Genomic DNA, 17,953 nt, shown 5'->3' with positions numbered 1-17,953 from the left:
GGATCTTCGACAACAAGGATAAACATGATGAGATCGTTCAAGCGTATTGCACTGCTGTGTGGCGTGGGTGTTCTGCTGTCGCCTGTGGCCTGGGCTGAAAACTGGCAAGTGGCCAAGAACGAGGACGGGATCAAGGTATCCCTCAGCGAAGTGGCGGGTTCCAAGTACAAGGCCTATCAGGGCGTTACCGTGATCAAGGCGCCGCTGGCCAAGGTGCAGGCGTTGCAGGAAGATGTGGTGGGTGCCTGCGCATGGATTCATGAGTGCAAGTTGCAGAAATTGCTCAAGCAAGAAGGTGACCAGACCTGGACCTACACCCAGTTCAATACACCCTGGCCGGTGACGCCGCGTGATTCGGTTTTGCATGTGACCACGGTCAAGGAGACGGACGGCAGCCTGGTGCGTAACCTGAAGGAAGAGCCGACCTATTTGCCGGAAGAGAAGGGCTTTGTGCGGGTGGCCAAGGTTGAGGGCTTCTGGAAGCTGGTGCCCAAGGGCGACAGCACGGAGGTGACCTACCAGGTGCACACCGAGCCGGGCGGCAGCGTGCCGGCGATGGTGGCCAACAAGTTCGTGGTGGATGCGCCGTTCAATACCCTGAAAGCTCTGCGCGAGCGGGCTGAGAAAAACTGAGGTTTAACGCGGCGCGCGGTCTGTGGGAGCGGCCTTGCGTCGCGAATGGGGCGCGCAGCGGCCCCCGAATCTTAGGCTTGGCGCAATATTGCGTGGGCTGCTTTGCAGCCCTTTCGCGACGCAAGGTCGCCCCCGCAAAGGCCGCACTGCGACCGGCAGGATTTACAATAAAAAAGGCTGCCCGAGGGCAGCCTTTTACGTTCAGCGATCAACGCTTACTTGCGGTCTTTCAGAGCAACGATGTCACGCTTCTGCTCACCGGTGTACAGCTGGCGCGGACGGCCGATCTTGTACGGGCTGGAGAGCATTTCTTTCCAGTGCGAGATCCAGCCCACGGTACGTGCCAGGGCGAAGATCACGGTGAACATGCTGGTCGGAATGCCGATCGCCTTGAGGATGATCCCCGAGTAGAAGTCGACGTTCGGGTACAGCGAACGCTCGATGAAGTAAGGATCGGTCAGGGCGATCTCTTCCAGGCGCATGGCCAGTTCCAGCTGCGGGTCGTTCTTGATGCCCAGCTCGCGCAGGACTTCGTCGCAGGTCTGCTTCATCACGGTGGCGCGCGGGTCGCGGTTCTTGTACACGCGGTGACCGAAGCCCATCAGCTTGAACGGGTCGTTCTTGTCCTTGGCCTTGGCGATGAATTTGTCGATGTTCGAAACATCGCCGATTTCATCCAGCATGGTCAGTACGGCTTCGTTCGCACCGCCGTGGGCCGGGCCCCACAGTGCAGCGATACCGGCGGCGATACAGGCGAACGGGTTGGCACCCGACGAGCCGGCCAGACGAACGGTGGAGGTGGAGGCGTTCTGCTCGTGGTCGGCGTGGAGGATGAAGATCCGGTCCATTGCCTTGGCCAGCACCGGGCTGATCGGTTTGATCTCGCACGGGGTGTTGAACATCATGTGCAGGAAGTTTTCCGCGTACGACAGGTCGTTGCGCGGGTACATCATCGGCTGGCCCATGGAGTACTTGTAAACCATCGCAGCCAGGGTCGGCATCTTGGCGACCAGGCGCACCGCGGAGATTTCGCGGTGTTGCGGGTTATTGATGTCCAGGGAGTCGTGATAGAACGCCGACAGGGCGCCGACCACGCCGCACATCACCGCCATCGGGTGAGCGTCGCGGCGGAAGCCGTTGAAGAAGGACTTCAGCTGCTCGTGAACCATGGTGTGGTTCTTGACGGTGCTGACGAACTGGGCCTTCTGCTCGGCATTCGGCAGTTCGCCGTTGAGCAGCAGGTAGCAGGTTTCGAGGTAGTCGGACTGTTCGGCGAGTTGCTCGATCGGGTAGCCGCGGTGCAGCAGGATACCTTTGTCGCCGTCAATATAGGTGATCTTCGACTCGCACGAGGCAGTCGCCATGAAACCTGGGTCGAAGGTGAAGTGACCAGTGGCCCCTAACCCGCGGACGTCGATTACATCAGGACCAACGGTGCCGGTTAAAATGGGCAGCTCGACGGGGGCAGCGCCCTCGATGACCAACTGCGCTTTTTTGTCAGCCATGTGGCCTCCTATTAATGCTTGAAATCATCAGACAGACCCCCCACGCAGGGCCCGCACCACTATAGAGGGATAAATTCAGATGTCAATTTGCCTAAAGGCTTGTTGAATCAGGCATTCAAGCCTGATTTTTCCCGAAATTCTCGCCCATTTACGCCTTTTGTTCATTAAAGGCAATGCGCTATTTGGGCTACCCCGTCACGTTGTCATAAGCAGCCTAACTGTCTATACTCGGCACCCGACCGCCAGGGGCTTGCAAGCCCGAACTGCTGGGGGTCGCCGTTCCCTGGGTGGTGGGTACCTGACCAGTACACTTACCAACAACTTTGCCCTGATTCGCTAGGGGCTCTTCAGTGTGAAAAAAGCCGTGAAAAGCCAACGACCTGTAAACCTAGACCTAAGGACCATCAAGCTCCCCGTCACTGCGTACACGTCCATCCTGCACCGTATCTCCGGCGTCATCCTGTTCATCGGCCTTGCCATCATGCTTTATGCACTGGGCAAGTCGCTGGGTTCCGAGGAAGGCTTCGGTGAGGTGAAGGCGTGTCTGACCAGCCCGCTGGCCAAGTTCGTGACCTGGGGTCTGCTGTCCGCCCTGCTTTATCACCTCGTGGCAGGTGTTCGTCACCTGATCATGGACATGGGTATCGGTGAGACGCTGGAAGGCGGCAAGCTGGGCTCGAAAATCGTGATCGTCATCTCCGTGGTGCTGATCGTTCTGGTGGGAGTTTGGGTATGGTAACCAATGTCACGAACCTGTCGCGTTCGGGCCTCTATGACTGGATGGCGCAGCGCGTTTCTGCGGTCGTTCTCGCGGCTTACTTCCTCTTCCTGATCGGCTACGTGGTCGCCCACCCAGGCATTGACTACACCCAGTGGCATGGTCTGTTCTCCAACAACGCGATGCGGATCTTCAGTCTGCTGGCCCTCGTTGCCCTGGGCGCTCACGCCTGGGTTGGCATGTGGACCATTGCAACCGACTACCTGACGCCTATGTCGTTCGGCAAGTCGGCAACTGCGATTCGTTTCCTGTTCCAGGCGGTATGCGGCGTTGCGATGTTCGCTTACTTCGTCTGGGGTGTGCAGATTCTCTGGGGTATCTGATCCATGGCTAGCATTCCAACCATTTCCTTCGACGCCATCATCATCGGTGGCGGCGGTGCCGGCATGCGCGCAGCGCTGCAACTGGCTCAAGGCGGCCACAAGACTGCCGTAGTCACCAAGGTCTTCCCGACCCGTTCGCACACCGTATCCGCCCAGGGCGGCATCACCTGCGCCATCGCTTCGGCCGACCCGAACGACGACTGGCGCTGGCACATGTACGATACCGTCAAGGGTTCCGACTACATCGGTGACCAGGACGCTATCGAGTACATGTGTCAGGAAGGCCCGGCTGCGGTCTTCGAACTGGACCACATGGGTCTGCCGTTCTCGCGCACCGAAACCGGCCGCATCTATCAGCGCCCGTTCGGTGGTCAGTCCAAGGACTTCGGTAAAGGTGGCCAGGCCGCCCGTACCTGTGCCGCTTCGGACCGTACCGGTCACGCGCTGCTGCACACCCTGTACCAGGGCAACCTGAAAGCGGGCACCACGTTCCTCAACGAGTACTACGCAGTTGACCTGGTGAAGAACCAGGACGGCGCATTCGTGGGTGTGATCGCCATCTGCATCGAAACCGGCGAAACCCTGTACATCAAGTCCAAGGCCACCGTACTGGCCACTGGCGGTGCAGGCCGTATCTACGCGTCCACCACCAACGCCCTGATCAATACCGGTGACGGTATCGGCATGGCCCTGCGTGCAGGCGTGCCGGTGCAGGACATTGAAATGTGGCAGTTCCACCCGACCGGTATCGCCGGCGCCGGTGTACTGGTCACCGAAGGTTGCCGTGGTGAAGGTGGCTACCTGATCAACGCCCACGGCGAGCGCTTCATGGAGCGTTACGCGCCGAACGCGAAAGACCTGGCCGGCCGCGACGTGGTTGCCCGTTCCATGGTCAAGGAAATCATCGCCGGCAATGGCGTGGGCCCGAACAAGGACCACGTACTGCTGAAGCTGGACCACCTGGGCGAGGAAGTGCTGCACAGCCGCCTGCCAGGTATCTGCGAACTGTCCAAGACCTTCGCCCACGTCGACCCTGTGGTCGCGCCGGTGCCGGTGGTTCCAACCTGCCACTACATGATGGGCGGCGTTGCCACCAACATTCATGGCCAGGCCATCACCATGGACGCCGACGGTCAGGATCACATCATCCCGGGCCTGTTCGCCGTAGGTGAAGTGGCGTGCGTATCGGTTCACGGTGCCAACCGCCTGGGCGGCAACTCGCTGCTCGACCTGGTGGTGTTCGGCCGTGCTGCCGGCCTGCACCTGGAGAAGGCGCTGAGCGAAGGCGTGGAATACCGCGACGCCAGCGACACCGACGTCGATGTTGCCCTGAACCGCCTGAACAAGCTCAACGAGCGTACCAGCGGTGAAGACGTTGCCAGCCTGAAGCGCGAGCTGCAGAGCTGCATGCAGAACTACTTCGGTGTATTCCGTACTGGCGAATACATGCAGAAGGGTATCGAGCAACTGGCCGGTCTGCGTGACCGTATCGCCAACGTCAAGATCAACGACAAGTCCCAGGCCTTCAACACCGCGCGTATCGAAGCGCTGGAGCTGCAGAACCTGCTGGAAGTTGCCGAAGCTACCGCCATCGCGGCGGAAGCCCGTAAAGAGTCCCGCGGCGCTCACGCCCGTGAAGACTTCGAAGACCGTGACGACGAAAACTGGCTGTGCCACACCCTGTACTACCCGGGTGAGAAGCGCGTTGCCAAGCGCGGCGTCAACTTTGCGCCGAAGACTGTTCCAGCCTTCGAACCAAAAGTCCGGACTTACTAAGGGTGGCTGCTATGTTGAAAGTCGAAGTTTATCGTTACAACCCGGACACCGACTCGGCGCCAAAAATGGAGTCGTTCGACGTCGATACCGGCGGCAAGGACCTGATGGTGCTGGATGTATTGGCACTGATCAAGGAAAAGGACGAGGGTTTCTCGTACCGTCGCTCCTGCCGTGAAGGCGTTTGCGGTTCCGACGGCATGAACATGAACGGCAAGAACGGCCTGGCCTGCATCACCCCGCTGTCGGCGGTGGTGAAGGGCGGCAAGCTGGTTCTGCGTCCTCTGCCAGGCCTGCCGGTCATTCGTGACCTGGTGGTCGATATGAGCATCTTCTACAAGCAGTACGAGAAGGTGAAGCCGTTCCTGCAGAACGACACCCCGGCCCCGGCCATCGAGCGCCTGCAGTCGCCGGAAGACCGTGACAAGCTGGACGGCCTGTACGAGTGCATCCTGTGCGCGTGCTGCTCGACTTCCTGCCCGTCGTTCTGGTGGAACCCGGACAAGTTCCTGGGCCCGGCAGCCTTGCTGCAAGCCTACCGCTTCCTTGCCGACAGCCGCGATACCAAGACTCAGGAGCGCCTGGCGTCCCTGGATGACCCGTTCAGCGTATTCCGCTGCCGCGGGATCATGAACTGCGTAAACGTTTGCCCGAAAGGTCTGAACCCGACCAAGGCAATCGGTCACGTACGTAACATGCTGCTGCAAAGCGGCACCTGATACAAAGCGTTGTACCTGCAGTAAGCCGAGGTGCGGGTGGTGAGCCCGCACTGAGGTAAAACCCGAACAAGGGCCCACAAAGCCCGCGTTCATTACCTATGAAGATATGAGACCAGCAGGGGCTTTCCGGGCTGGTACCCGGAAAATCAGCAGGATCCAAGTGGCGTGGTTCAGTCGCTGTTTTCGGACTTTTCCAGGTTTGCTGTGGCTCTCGCCGATCAGTCCCCTAATCGAGGGTGACCAAGCATGCAAGAAAGCGTGATGCAGCGCATGTGGGATAGCGCCCACCTTTCAGGTGGTAACGCTGCATATGTGGAAGAGCTCTACGAGCTCTACCTGCACGACCCTAACGCTGTGCCAGAAGAGTGGCGCACTTACTTCCAGAAGTTGCCAGCCGACGGCAGCACCGCTACTGATGTATCGCACTCGACAATCCGCGACCATTTCGTACTGCTGGCAAAGAACCAGCGCCGCGCCCAACCGGTTTCCGCCGGGAGCGTGAGCAGTGAACACGAGAAGAAGCAGGTTGAAGTTCTGCGACTGATCCAGGCCTATCGTATGCGCGGCCATCAGGCTGCCAAGCTCGACCCGTTGGGGTTGTGGCAGCGCCCTGCGCCCGTAGACCTGTCGATCAATCACTACGGCTTGACCAATGCCGATCTTGATACGACCTTCCGTGCCGGCGACCTGTTCATCGGCAAAGAGGAGGCGAGCCTACGCGACATCTTCGATGCACTCCAGAAGACATATTGTCGCACCATTGGCGCCGAATTCACCCACATCGTCGATTCCGAGCAGCGCAGCTGGTTCCAGCAGCGCCTGGAAAGCGTGCGCGGCCGTCCGGAGTTTTCCGCTGACGTGCAGGCCCACCTGCTCGAGCGCGTGACCGCCGGTGAGGGCCTGGAAAAGTACCTGGGCACCAAGTACCCGGGCACCAAGCGTTTCGGCCTTGAAGGCGGCGAGAGCCTGATTCCGATGCTGGATGAAATGATCCAGCGTTCCGGCTCTTACGGCGCCAAGGAGGTCGTGATCGGCATGGCCCACCGTGGCCGCCTGAACGTGCTGGTGAACACCTTCGGCAAGAACCCGCGCGAGCTGTTCGACGAGTTCGAAGGCAAGAAGATGAACGAGCTGGGCTCCGGTGACGTGAAGTATCACCAGGGCTTCTCCTCGAACGTGATGACCCCGGGTGGCGAAGTGCACCTGGCCATGGCGTTCAACCCGTCCCACCTGGAAATCGTTTCGCCGGTGGTCGAGGGGTCGGTGCGCGCCCGTCAGGACCGCCGCAACGACACCGTTGGCGACAAGGTGCTGCCGATCTCGATCCACGGCGACGCTGCGTTCGCTGGCCAGGGCGTGGTCATGGAAACCTTCCAGATGTCGCAGACCCGCGGTTTCAAGACCGGCGGTACCGTGCACATCGTGATCAACAACCAGGTTGGTTTCACCATCAGCAACCCACTGGATGCGCGCTCCACCGAGTACGCGACCGACGTTGCCAAGATGATCCAGGCACCGATCCTGCACGTGAACGGCGATGACCCGGAAGCCGTGCTGTTCGTCACCCAGCTGGCCATCGACTACCGCATGCAGTTCAAGCGTGACGTGGTCATCGACCTGGTCTGCTACCGTCGCCGTGGTCACAACGAGGCTGACGAGCCGAACGGCACCCAGCCGCTGATGTACCAGCAAATCAGCAAGCAGCGCACTACCCGTGAGCTGTATGCCGAGCAGCTGATCCAGGCCGGTCGCATCGACGCCGAGCGCGCTCAGGCCAAGATCGACGAGTACCGCAACGCGCTGGACAATGGCCTGCACGTGGTGAAAAGCCTGGTCAAGGAGCCGAACCGCGAGCTGTTCGTCGACTGGCGTCCGTACCTGGGCCATGCCTGGACCGCGCGTCACGACACCCGTTTCGACCTCAAGACCCTGCAGGATCTGTCGGCCAAGCTGCTCGAGCTGCCGGAAGGTTTCGTGGTCCAGCGTCAGGTGTCGAAGATCTACGAAGACCGTCAGAAGATGCAGGCCGGTGGCTTGCCGATCAACTGGGGTTATGCAGAGACCATGGCTTACGCCACCCTGCAGTTCGAAGGTCACCCGATCCGCATGACCGGCCAGGACATCGGCCGTGGCACCTTCTCGCACCGTCACGCGGTGCTGCACAACCAGAAGGACGCCAGCACCTACATTCCGTTGCAGAACCTGTTCCCTGGCCAGCCACGTTTCGATCTGTACGATTCGTTCCTGTCCGAGGAGGCGGTACTGGCCTTCGAATACGGCTACTCCACCACCATGCCGAACGCGCTGGTGATCTGGGAAGCCCAGTTCGGCGACTTCGCCAACGGTGCGCAAGTGGTGATCGACCAGTTCATCACCAGTGGTGAGCACAAGTGGGGCCGCCTGTGTGGCCTGACCATGCTGCTGCCACACGGCTATGAAGGGCAGGGGCCGGAGCACTCCTCCGCGCGTCTGGAGCGTTACCTGCAGCTGTGCGCCGAGCACAACATCCAGGTCTGCGTACCGACGACGCCGGCACAGATTTACCACCTGCTGCGTCGCCAGGTCATTCGCCCGCTGCGCAAGCCGCTGGTCGTCCTGACGCCGAAGTCGCTGCTGCGCCACAAACTGGCCATCTCGACGCTGGAAGACCTGGCAGAAGGCTCGTTCCAGACCGTGATCCCGGAAATCGACGCAATCGATCCGGCCAAGGTCGAGCGCCTGGTGCTGTGCAGCGGCAAGGTCTACTACGACCTGCTGGAAAAACGCCGTGCCGAAGGCCGTGAAGACATCGCCATCCTGCGTCTCGAGCAGCTGTACCCGTTCCCGGAGGACGACCTGGTCGAAATCCTGGCGCAATACAGCAACCTCAAGCACGCCGTATGGTGCCAGGAAGAGCCGATGAACCAGGGCGCCTGGTACAGCAGTCAGCATCACATGCGCCGTATCCTGGGCCGCCACAACAAGGCATTGGTCCTGGAGTACGCCGGTCGCGACGCTTCTGCCGCGCCAGCCTGTGGTTACGCTTCGAAGCACGCCGAACAGCAGGAAAAACTGCTGCAAGACGCCTTCACTGTCTAACGCCTTCGCGCACCTGAAACCGAATTTAAGGAAACACTGATAATGGCTATCGAGATCAAAGCCCCAACCTTCCCGGAATCGGTTGCCGATGGCACCGTTGCCACCTGGCACAAGAAGCCGGGCGAAGCCGTCAAGCGTGACGAGCTGATCGTCGACATCGAGACCGACAAGGTTGTCCTGGAAGTTCTGGCTACCGCCGATGGCGTGCTGGGCGACATCGTCAAGGGCGAGGGCGACACCGTCCTGTCCGACGAAGTGCTGGGTTCGATCGTTGAAGGCGGTGCTGCCGCCGCTCCAGCCGCAGCTGCCGCGCCTGCTGCTGCTCCGGCTGATGCTGGCGAAGATGACCCGGTTGCTGCCCCGGCCGCGCGCAAGCTGGCTGAAGAAAACGGCATCGACCTGGCTACCGTTGCCGGTACTGGCAAAGGCGGTCGCGTCACCAAGGAAGACGTGGTGGCTGCTGTTGCCAACAAGAAGTCGGCCCCTGCCGCTGCACCGGCTGCCAAGCCTGCTGCCGCTGCTGCACCGGTTGTCGTCGCCGCTGGCGACCGCACCGAGAAGCGCGTGCCGATGACTCGCCTGCGTGCCAAGATCGCCGAGCGTCTGGTCGAAGCCCAGTCGAACATGGCCATGCTGACCACCTTCAACGAAGTCGACATGACCGAAGTCATGGCCCTGCGTTCGAAGTACAAGGACCTGTTCGAGAAGACCCATAACGGCGTACGCCTGGGCTTCATGTCGTTCTTCGTCAAGGCCGCCACCGAAGCCCTGAAGCGCTTCCCGGCTGTCAACGCCTCGATCGACGGTAACGACATTGTCTACCACGGCTTCGCTGACGTGGGTGTTGCGGTTTCCAGCGACCGTGGCCTGGTGGTCCCGGTACTGCGCAACGCCGAGTCGATGAGCCTGGCTGAAATCGAGAACGGCATTGCCACCTTCGGCAAGAAAGCCCGTGACGGCAAACTGTCGATCGAAGAAATGACCGGCGGTACCTTCACCATCACCAACGGCGGTACCTTCGGTTCGATGATGTCGACCCCGATCGTCAACCCGCCGCAGGCCGCGATCCTCGGCATGCACAACATCATCCAGCGCCCGATGGCCGTCAATGGTCAGGTCGTGATTCGCCCGATGATGTACCTGGCACTGTCCTACGATCACCGCCTGATCGATGGTAAGGAAGCGGTAACCTTCCTGGTCACCATCAAGAACCTGCTGGAAGATCCGTCTCGCCTGCTGCTGGACATCTAACCCTCTGGCTGCGTACCGTGCCGGCCTTGGCTTCGCAAGAAGCCATGCCGCGCGGTTCGCGGCTTGTAGCTTGTAGCTGATAAGGAATCTTTTATGACCCAGAAATTCGACGTAGTGGTGATTGGTGCAGGTCCTGGCGGCTATGTGGCTGCCATCAAGGCAGCCCAACTTGGTCTGAAGACTGCCTGTATCGAGAAGTACACCGACGCCGAGGGCAAGCTGGCCCTGGGCGGCACCTGCCTGAACGTAGGTTGCATTCCTTCCAAGGCGCTGCTGGACAGCTCCTGGAAATACAAGGAAGCCAAAGAGAGCTTCAACGTCCACGGTATCTCCACTGGCGAAGTGAAGATGGACGTCGCCGCGATGGTTGGCCGCAAGGCTGGCATCGTCAAGAACCTGACCGGTGGCGTTGCCACCCTGTTCAAGGCCAACGGCGTTACTTCGATCCAGGGCCACGGCAAGCTGCTGGCGGGCAAAAAAGTCGAAGTCACCAAGGCTGACGGCACCACCGAAGTCATCGAAGCCGAGAACGTGATCCTGGCTTCCGGCTCGCGCCCGATCGACATTCCACCGGCCCCGGTCGACCAGAACGTCATCGTCGACTCCACCGGCGCCCTGGAATTCCAGACCGTACCGAAGCGCCTGGGCGTTATCGGTGCTGGCGTGATCGGCCTGGAGCTGGGTTCGGTATGGGCTCGTCTGGGTGCTGAAGTCACTGTCCTGGAAGCCCTGGACACCTTCCTGATGGCTGCCGACACCGCTGTGTCGAAAGAAGCCCAGAAGACCCTGACCAAGCAAGGCCTGGACATCAAGCTGGGCGCTCGCGTCACCGGCTCGAAAGTCAACGGCAACGAAGTCGAAGTCACCTACACCAACGCCGAAGGCGAGCAGAAGATCACCTTCGACAAGCTGATCGTCGCGGTCGGCCGTCGCCCGGTGACCACCGATCTGCTGGCTGCCGACAGCGGCGTGACCATCGACGAGCGTGGCTACATCTTCGTCGACGATCACTGTGCCACCAGCGTTCCGGGCGTGTTCGCCATCGGTGACGTGGTACGCGGCATGATGCTGGCCCACAAGGCGTCGGAAGAGGGCATCATGGTGGTCGAGCGCATCAAAGGCCACAAGGCCCAGATGAACTACGACCTGATCCCGTCGGTTATCTACACCCACCCGGAAATCGCATGGGTCGGCAAGACCGAACAGGCCTTGAAGGCCGAGGGCGTTGAGGTTAACGTGGGCACCTTCCCGTTCGCGGCCAGCGGCCGTGCGATGGCTGCCAACGACACCGGTGGTTTCGTCAAGGTCATCGCCGATGCCAAGACCGACCGCGTCCTGGGTGTACACGTGATTGGCCCATCGGCTGCCGAACTGGTGCAGCAGGGCGCAATCGCAATGGAATTCGGCACCAGTGCCGAGGATCTGGGCATGATGGTCTTCAGCCATCCGACCCTGTCCGAAGCGTTGCATGAAGCAGCGCTGGCAGTGAATGGCGGCGCCATTCACGTGGCCAACCGTAAGAAGCGTTAATTATAAGAAACCACGGCGGGCAGCCCGTCGTGAGTCTTGCGTGCATGACTCACCGCGGAACGTCCGCCGGACCGGATCACATGGGAAAACCCGGGGTCAACGGTCACAGGTGGTGCGGCGCCAGTAATGGCGCAGCGCCGAAGCGCAGTACCTAACGAAGACGGTAAAAAGCATGAATCTTCACGAGTATCAGGGTAAGCAGCTGTTCGCTGAATACGGCCTGCCAGTTTCCAAGGGTTTCGCAGTCGATACCCCTGAAGCTGCAGCAGAAGCTTGCGACAAGATCGGCGGTTCCGAGTGGGTTGTAAAAGCTCAGGTTCACGCGGGTGGTCGCGGCAAAGCGGGCGGCGTCAAGCTGGTTCGCAGCAAGGAAGACGCCAAGGCGTTCGCTGCGCAATGGTTGGGCAAGCGCCTGGTAACCTACCAGACCGATGCCAACGGTCAGCCAGTGACCAAGATCCTGGTCGAATCCTGCACTGACATCGCCAAAGAGCTGTACCTGGGCGCTGTAGTCGATCGCTCGAGCCGCCGTATCGTGTTCATGGCCTCCACCGAAGGTGGCGTGGACATCGAGAAAGTCGCTCACGAAACTCCTGAGAAGATCATCAAGGCTACTATCGATCCGCTGGTCGGCGCTCAGCCGTTCCAGGGTCGTGAACTGGCATTCCAGCTGGGTCTGGAAGGCAAGCAAGTTGCACAGTTCGCCAAGATTTTCGTAGGCCTGGCCAAGCTGTTCAAAGAACATGACCTGGCCCTGCTGGAAGTCAACCCGCTGGTCATCAAGGCCGACGGCGACCTGCACTGCCTGGATGCGAAGATCAACATCGACGCAAACGCCATGTACCGTCAGCCTAAGCTGAAAACCTTCCACGACCCGTCTCAGGACGACCCTCGTGAAGCCCACGCTGCCAGCTTCGAGCTGAACTACGTGGCCCTGGAAGGCAACATCGGCTGCATGGTCAACGGTGCTGGCCTGGCCATGGGTACCATGGACATCGTCAACCTGCACGGCGGCAAGCCGGCCAACTTCCTCGACGTTGGCGGTGGTGCTACCAAAGAGCGCGTTACCGAAGCGTTCAAGATCATTCTGTCCGACAGCAATGTCGCGGCCGTTCTGGTCAACATCTTCGGCGGCATCGTTCGCTGCGACATGATTGCCGAAGGCATCATCGGTGCAGTGAAAGAAGTCGGCGTTAAAGTTCCGGTTGTGGTTCGCCTCGAAGGCAACAACGCCGAACTGGGCGCTAAAGTACTGGCAGAAAGCGGTTTGAACATCATTGCGGCAACCAGCCTGACCGACGCTGCTCAACAAGTTGTCAAAGCTGCGGAGGGCAAGTAATGAGCGTCCTGATCAATAAAGACACCAAAGTCATCTGCCAGGGCTTCACCGGCTCGCAAGGTACTTTCCACTCCGAACAGGCCATCGCCTACGGCACCAAGATGGTCGGCGGCGTAACCCCAGGCAAGGGTGGCACCACCCACCTGGGCCTGCCGGTGTTCAACACCGTCAAGGAAGCCGTGGAAGCTACCGGCGCTGACGCTTCGGTCATCTACGTACCGGCTCCGTTCTGCAAAGACTCGATCCTGGAAGCTGCCTTCGGCGGCATCAAGCTGATCGTCTGCATCACCGAAGGCATTCCTACCCTGGACATGCTGGATGCCAAGGTCAAGTGCGACGAGCTGGGCGTGACCCTGATCGGCCCTAACTGCCCAGGTGTCATCACCCCGGGCGAGTGCAAGATCGGCATCATGCCAGGCCACATCCACCTGCCAGGCAAGGTCGGTATCGTTTCGCGTTCCGGCACCCTGACCTACGAAGCTGTGAAGCAGACCACCGACGCCGGCTTCGGCCAGTCGACCTGCGTCGGCATCGGCGGTGACCCGATCCCGGGCTCCAACTTCATCGACATCCTGAAGCTGTTCCAGGAAGACCCGAAGACCGAAGCGATCGTCATGATCGGTGAGATCGGCGGTTCGGCTGAAGAAGAAGCTGCGGCCTACATCAAGGCCCACGTGACCAAGCCAGTCGTTTCCTACATCGCTGGTGTTACCGCACCTGCGGGCAAGCGCATGGGCCACGCTGGCGCCATCATCTCCGGCGGCAAGGGCACTGCGGACGAGAAGTTCGCCGCCCTGCAGGACGCTGGTGTGAAGACCGTGCGTTCCCTGGCTGACATCGGCAAGGCCCTGGCCGAGCTGACTGGCTGGGAAGCCAAGAAGTAATACTGCTACACCCCCCACGCGCACAGAGGCCACCTTCGGGTGGCCTTTGTCGTTTCTGGGGGCATCACGGGCGGCGAGGAAACTTGATGAGTTTGATAGGAATTTTCGTACAGACGAAGTTTTCAAGTGGAGGATAATTCTTACTGTCTTCGGTCGCACAGACGACAAACATGTACGCACATCGGACAAGCAGCACTGTGCCAGTGCGTTTAACTGACAAAACAGTTACATTACGCGTTCACTCTGTGCCCGTACCCCAAAAGGGAACGACACGCTAAACGGGTCTGGCCTATCAAGCCGGGCAGCATTTCCCCTCATCCAAAGGGAAATCCCCTCTCGAATCCCGATTTCAGCAGTGTGGTACTACCTTAAATGAAAGTTCTCAAAGGCCAGGATATCCTGGCGCTTGGCTTTATGACGTTTGCGCTTTTCGTTGGCGCAGGCAATATCATCTTCCCGCCTATCGTCGGTCTGCAGTCTGGTCCGCACGTGTGGATGGCAGCCCTGGGCTTCCTGGTCACTGCCGTGGGCCTGCCAGTCATCACCGTGGTCGCGCTGGCCAAGGTCGGTGGCGGCATGGATGCCCTGAGCAGCCCGATCGGCAAGTTCTTCGGCGGCCTGCTGGCAGCCGTGTGCTACCTGTCGGTCGGTCCGCTGTTCGCCACCCCGCGCACCGCGACCGTGTCGTTCGAAGTGGGTGTTGCACCGCTGACCGGTGAAAGCCCGCTGGCGCTGTTCATCTACAGCCTGGTGTACTTCGCCGTGGTACTGGCCGTGTCCATGTACCCTGGCAAGTTGCTCGACACCGTGGGCCGCTTCCTGGCGCCGTTGAAGATCATCGCTCTGGCCGTGCTGGGCATCGCTGCCTTCGCGCTGCCGGCCGGGACCATTGGTGAGGCACAGCCTGCCTATGCTGCGGCTGCGTTCTCCAAGGGCTTCTCCGATGGCTACCTGACCATGGACACCCTGGGTGCCTTGGTGTTCGGTATCGTCATCGTCAACGCCATCCGCTCGCGCGGTGTCGAGTCGCCGAAGTTGATCACCCGCTACGCCATCATCGCCGGCCTGATCGCAGGTGTTGGCCTGGCGCTGGTGTATGTCAGCTTGTTCCGTCTGGGTGCCGGCAGCCATGACATCGCGGCTGATGCCACCAACGGTGCTGCGGTTCTGCATGCTTACGTGCAGCACACCTTCGGCTCGCTGGGCAGCGGCTTCCTGGCCGTGTTGATCGCACTGGCCTGTCTGGTGACCGCAGTTGGCCTGACCTGTGCCTGCGCCGAGTATTTCAGCCAGATCCTGCCGCTGTCGTACCGTGCATTGGTGGTGATCCTGGCCGGCTTCTCGTTGCTGATCTCCAACCTTGGCCTGACCAAGCTGATCATGTTCTCGATCCCGGTGCTTACCGCCATTTACCCGCCTTGCATCGTGGTGGTTGGCCTGAGCTTCGTGAAGGACCTGTGGAACTCGCCGACCCGCATCCTGGCGCCGGTGATGCTGGTGTCGCTGGTGTTCGGCATGGTTGACGCAATCAAGGGCAGCAGCATTGCCCATGTGCTGCCGGACTTCATGGCGCATCTGCCGTTGAGCGACCAGGGCCTGGCCTGGCTTGTGCCTTCCGTGGTGACCCTGGTTGGCGCCGTGGCTTGCGACCGCATGCTCGGCAAGCCGCGCGAGGCGCTGGCCTGACCTGTTAAGTCGAAGCCTGAGGGCGGCGCCGGCCACAAGCCGAAAGGTGCTCGCCAAGGGCCTAGGCAGGAAAGCCCCGTATCCGCAAGGATGCGGGGCTTTTTGTTTGCCGGCATGATCAGTGGAAAATTCAGGACGGTGTGTGCCTTTTGCCGCTTGCCAGCGTCGAAACCCGGTCCCTATTCTCTAGGCACCTGGCCCTCTCGGGAACCCTGCATGAACTTTATCCAAAGCAACCTCAACAACCTGCTGGCCGTGGCCTGGTTCGCCCTGTGCTGGGGGGGTTATACCCGCTATGCCATCTGGAAGGGCCGTGACACCGCATGCCTGGCCAGCGTGCTGCACCTGTACCGCGAAGACTGGATGCGCCGCATGCTGCTGCGCGACAACCGCATTGCCGATGCCAGCGTAATCGGTAACCTCGAGCGCAACGCGTCGTTCTTTGCGTCCAGTACCCTGATCATTCTCGCCGGTATCCTTACCGTGCTTGGGGCGTCCGACCGGGCGCTGTCGTTGCTGGCCGACTTGCCGCTGGTGCAGCAGACCTCTCAAGGCATGTCGGAGATCAAGTTGCTGTGCCTGGCCACGGTGTTTGTCTACGCCTTCTTCACCTTCAGCTGGTGCATGCGCCAATACAACTTCGCCGCCGTACTGGTGGGTTCGGCACCGATGATCGGCGAGCGGCTGGTCAATGAGCTGGAGCGCAAGGCATTCGCTTCACGGGCGGCTCGGGTATTGTCGTTGGCAGCTAACCAATTCAACCTGGGTTTGCGTTCGTATTACTTCGGCATGGCCATGTTGAGCTGGTTCATCAGCCCATGGCTGTTCATGGCCATGAGTGTCGGGGTAGTGCTTATTCTGTACCGGCGAGAGTTCCATTCGGATGTGCTGGATGTGATGGTGTTCACACCTACCGAAAGTGTCACCAACGAGCCGGTCAAAGAAAGTACTGCTGCCAGCAACTGAAACGATTAATCCAAATGTTGTAGATACAAAAAAACCCGACAAAGTCGGGTTTTTTGTTTTAGCCAATTACTGCTTGGCAGGTTCGGCTGGAGTAGCTTCTGGTGCCGGGGTGGCTGGCGCGGCTTCTGGAGCCGGAGTAGCCGGAGCGGCTTCTTCGGCAGCCTTCTGCTCGGCTTCGGCCTGATCTTTGGCGGCTTCGGCGTTTTCCTTAGCGGCTTCGTTCATTTTATCCTGAGCTTCGCCCGCTTTTTCCTGGGCTTGCTCGGCGTGTTGCTGTGCGTCCTGGGCTTTGTCTTCGCTCGCTTTATCGCAAGCGGCCAGGCCCATGGCAGCAGCCAGCATCAGAGCAAAAGCAAAAGGTTTACGCATGGGGGTGTTTCTCCTTGGTGGAATAAGTGACTTGTTCCTTCGAGTGCAACTACGCGGAATAAGTTCCGCGAAGGTTACAGATATATAACGCCGTGTTCTATATAGACTTTTTAACGAATTTATGCCGCTGCAGCGCAGCCAGTGGGAAGCGCCAATGAGTGATTCAACCTTGATGGCCATGGCCGAGCGTTTTCTTTCGGCATTGAAACATTGTCAGCTGTTGCAGATGCGCGTGGCGCAAGCCGATGGCGATGGCATGACCCTGATCCTGCCCTGGTCACCGGCCATTGTCGGCAACCCGCAAACCGGCGCCGTGCATGGCGGTGCGCTGACCACACTGATGGACACCACCTGCGGCATGGCCACGCTGTGCGTGCTGCCGCGCTTCGAAGTGTGCCCGACGCTGGACCTGCGCATCGACTACATGCACCCGGCCGAGGCCGGCAAGGACATCTACGGCCATGCACAATGCTATCGGGTTACCCGTGACGTGATCTTCACCCGTGGCACCGCCTATCAGGATGACCCCGCACAGCCAATCTGCCAGGTGGTGGGTACGTTCATGCGCCTGGGTCAGGAGATCAAGGGTGGCATCCGTTTTGGCAACAGCCTGAAGGAGGGCGAGGCATGATTCCGCATGCGGTTCGTCAGCAACTGAACGCTGCCCATGCGGTGGGCGACTACAGGCCATTGCTGGCGCTGATTCCCTATGCCGGGCTGATCGGCATCGAATGTGAACGCCAGGGCGATGACTTGTTGTTCCGCCTGCCCGCCAGTGCGGACAACATCGGCAACCCGTTATTGCCGGCCATCCATGGCGGCGTGATCGCCGGCTTCATGGAGTTGTCGGCAGCGCTGTACCTGCTGATCTACAGCGAGAGCGCCAGCATTCCAAAGATCATCGACTTTTCCATCGACTACCTGCGCGCCGGGCATTTTCGTGACACTTACGCCCAGTGCCAACTGTGGCGCCAGGGCCGCCGAGTGACCAACGTGGCCATTACCGCCTGGCAAGGCGACAAGCAGACGCCGATTGCCACAGCCCGTGCGCATTTCAAGATCGAACCGGAAAAGCCCTTGAAATCATCTGGGCAGCCCCCATCTGAATGACATCCGCCG

General features: G+C 60.2%; 16 protein-coding genes. 14 read left to right on the top strand and 2 right to left on the bottom strand.

The features are described 5' to 3' along the window. Nucleotides 1-27: 27 nt before the first annotated feature. The gene (locus AB5975_00675; protein XDR20524.1) at nucleotides 28-633 is read left to right on the top strand and encodes an START domain-containing protein; all 606 of its coding nucleotides are present in this window, start codon (nucleotides 28-30) and stop codon (nucleotides 631-633) included. Nucleotides 634-848: 215 nt separating this feature from the next. On the opposite strand, the gene gltA is transcribed toward AB5975_00675, so the two are convergent. Next, the gene (gene gltA, locus AB5975_00670) at nucleotides 849-2,138 is read right to left on the bottom strand and encodes a citrate synthase (GenBank protein XDR20523.1); all 1,290 of its coding nucleotides are present in this window, start codon (nucleotides 2,136-2,138) and stop codon (nucleotides 849-851) included. Between the two features lie 352 nt (nucleotides 2,139-2,490). On the opposite strand from gltA, the gene sdhC reads away from it, so the two are divergent. The 11 genes from sdhC to AB5975_00615 all read left to right on the top strand — a co-directional run bounded on the left by sdhC (nucleotide 2,491) and on the right by AB5975_00615 (nucleotide 16,465). Next, nucleotides 2,491-2,877 (top strand): succinate dehydrogenase, cytochrome b556 subunit, encoded by a 387-nt coding sequence (sdhC, locus tag AB5975_00665; protein XDR20522.1) that lies wholly within the window; start codon nucleotides 2,491-2,493, stop codon nucleotides 2,875-2,877. Then, nucleotides 2,871-3,239, top strand: coding sequence for a succinate dehydrogenase, hydrophobic membrane anchor protein (sdhD, locus tag AB5975_00660; protein XDR20521.1), 369 nt, complete (start codon nucleotides 2,871-2,873; stop codon nucleotides 3,237-3,239). Before sdhC ends, sdhD begins: the two co-directional genes overlap by 7 nt. Nucleotides 3,240-3,242: 3 nt before the next feature. Then, complete coding sequence (gene sdhA, locus AB5975_00655) at nucleotides 3,243-5,015, top strand: succinate dehydrogenase flavoprotein subunit (GenBank protein ID XDR20520.1); 1,773 nt, start codon at nucleotides 3,243-3,245, stop codon at nucleotides 5,013-5,015. Nucleotides 5,016-5,026: 11 nt separating this feature from the next. Beyond that, entirely contained in the window at nucleotides 5,027-5,731 is a 705-nt protein-coding gene (locus tag AB5975_00650) for a succinate dehydrogenase iron-sulfur subunit (protein ID XDR20519.1), read from the top strand. A 246-nt stretch (nucleotides 5,732-5,977) separates the two neighbouring features. Beyond that, nucleotides 5,978-8,809, top strand: coding sequence for a 2-oxoglutarate dehydrogenase E1 component (locus AB5975_00645; protein ID XDR20518.1), 2,832 nt, complete (start codon nucleotides 5,978-5,980; stop codon nucleotides 8,807-8,809). Between the two features lie 42 nt (nucleotides 8,810-8,851). Next, nucleotides 8,852-10,060: a 2-oxoglutarate dehydrogenase complex dihydrolipoyllysine-residue succinyltransferase gene (gene odhB / locus AB5975_00640; protein XDR20517.1), complete on the top strand. Its 1,209-nt coding sequence runs from the start codon at nucleotides 8,852-8,854 to the stop codon at nucleotides 10,058-10,060. 93 nt (nucleotides 10,061-10,153) lie between these two features. Next, complete coding sequence (gene lpdA, locus AB5975_00635) at nucleotides 10,154-11,590, top strand: dihydrolipoyl dehydrogenase (protein XDR20516.1); 1,437 nt, start codon at nucleotides 10,154-10,156, stop codon at nucleotides 11,588-11,590. A 172-nt stretch (nucleotides 11,591-11,762) separates the two neighbouring features. Further along, complete coding sequence (gene sucC, locus AB5975_00630) at nucleotides 11,763-12,929, top strand: ADP-forming succinate--CoA ligase subunit beta (GenBank protein XDR20515.1); 1,167 nt, start codon at nucleotides 11,763-11,765, stop codon at nucleotides 12,927-12,929. Continuing rightward, a complete protein-coding gene (sucD, locus tag AB5975_00625) occupies nucleotides 12,929-13,813 on the top strand; it encodes a succinate--CoA ligase subunit alpha (protein XDR20514.1) in 885 nt (294 codons plus the stop codon). Before sucC ends, sucD begins: the two co-directional genes overlap by 1 nt. 372 nt (nucleotides 13,814-14,185) lie before the next feature. Then, entirely contained in the window at nucleotides 14,186-15,499 is a 1,314-nt protein-coding gene (gene brnQ / locus AB5975_00620; protein ID XDR20513.1) for a branched-chain amino acid transport system II carrier protein, read from the top strand. A gap of 216 nt (nucleotides 15,500-15,715) precedes the next feature. Next, on the top strand, nucleotides 15,716-16,465 hold the full coding sequence (locus AB5975_00615; GenBank protein ID XDR20512.1) for a DUF599 domain-containing protein: 750 nt from the start codon (nucleotides 15,716-15,718) through the stop codon (nucleotides 16,463-16,465). Between the two features lie 66 nt (nucleotides 16,466-16,531). Here the strand turns inward: AB5975_00615 and AB5975_00610 are convergent, their stop codons facing one another. Next, a complete protein-coding gene (locus tag AB5975_00610; protein ID XDR23058.1) occupies nucleotides 16,532-16,834 on the bottom strand; it encodes a hypothetical protein in 303 nt (100 codons plus the stop codon). Between the two features lie 154 nt (nucleotides 16,835-16,988). Between AB5975_00610 and AB5975_00605 the strand changes: the two genes are divergently transcribed. Further along, entirely contained in the window at nucleotides 16,989-17,465 is a 477-nt protein-coding gene (locus AB5975_00605) for a PaaI family thioesterase (GenBank protein ID XDR20511.1), read from the top strand. Next, complete coding sequence (locus AB5975_00600; GenBank protein ID XDR20510.1) at nucleotides 17,462-17,944, top strand: PaaI family thioesterase; 483 nt, start codon at nucleotides 17,462-17,464, stop codon at nucleotides 17,942-17,944. The genes AB5975_00605 and AB5975_00600 overlap by 4 nt, the downstream gene beginning before the upstream one ends. The last annotated feature ends 9 nt before the right edge of the window (nucleotides 17,945-17,953 follow it).

Source organism: Pseudomonas putida, assembly GCA_041071465.1.
GTDB classification, from domain to species: domain Bacteria; phylum Pseudomonadota; class Gammaproteobacteria; order Pseudomonadales; family Pseudomonadaceae; genus Aquipseudomonas; species Aquipseudomonas putida_P.
Note: the sequence above shows the minus strand (reverse complement) of the source record. Positions and strands in the feature narration are given on the sequence as shown.